At 70.3% G+C, this 898-nt stretch carries 1 protein-coding gene; it reads left to right on the top strand.

Annotated features, from left to right (window positions below; genetic code table 11):
- Positions 1-60: 60 nt before the first annotated feature.
- On the top strand, positions 61-898 hold an 838-nt coding region (locus tag AS96_RS11595), incomplete at its 3' end, for a transposase (RefSeq protein ID WP_442921708.1).

The raw sequence follows: 898 nt of genomic DNA, 5'->3' as shown, positions 1-898 counted from the left end.
AGGGGTCGAGGTCCCCGAGGATCAGTAGCGCCAACTGCTGCTCCAACCGAGGACCTCGACGTGTCTCACGATAGTTCGGGGTGCGCTGACGCGTGCTCTGCCGCCTGCCCGTGTTCCCGCTGCGACTTGCTGCTCGGCCTCGATGGGCTCCATGTCGAGGACGTTGACCGCCGTGACGGGCTGCTGATCGTGACCGTCTCGAGCCCGGCGGCACCGACCGGCTGCCCGTCGTGCGGGGTCGTCGCGACCGGCCGCGGACGCCGTCGACGGGTGCTTCACGATGTGCCCGGCGTGACGCGGGTGCGGATCGTGTGGCGGCAGCGGGTCTGGCGGTGCGACGAGGTGGGATGCGTGCGACGGACGTTCGTGGAGCAGCTCCCGGGTCTGGTGGCCCGGCGCGGGTCGATCACCACGCGCGCCGTCGGCTGGGCGATCGGGCAGCTGCGCCGCGAGCACGCCACCGTGCACGGTATCGCCCGTCAGCTCGGAACGTCGTGGAAGACGGTGTGGCGCGCTGTCGAGCCTGAGTTGGAGCGGCTCGCGGCCGACGAGTCCCGGTTCGAGAACGTCACCACGCTCGGTGTCGATGAGCACATCTGGCATCACGTCGACCCCCGCAAGCGCGGTCCGAAGGAGCTGACCGGGATGGTCGATCTGAGCCGCGACGCGGACGGGAAGACGCGGGCCAGGCTGCTCGACCTGGTGCCGGGCCGCTCCGGGAAGGCCTACGCGTCCTGGCTCGCCGAACGCGGCGAAGCGTTCCGGCAGAACGTGAAGGTCGCAGCTCTTGACCCGTTCGCCGGCTACAAGACCGCGATCTACGACAAGCTCGAAGACGCCACGGCCGTGCTGGACGCGTTCCACGTCGTCAAGCTCGGCACCGCCGCCGTCGACGAGG

Origin of the sequence: Microbacterium sp. MRS-1 (genome assembly GCF_000585455.1) — a bacterium.
Classification (GTDB): domain Bacteria; phylum Actinomycetota; class Actinomycetes; order Actinomycetales; family Microbacteriaceae; genus Microbacterium; species Microbacterium laevaniformans.
The sequence above is the reverse complement of the archived record's forward strand: the minus strand, read 5'-3'. Positions and strand labels throughout refer to the sequence as shown.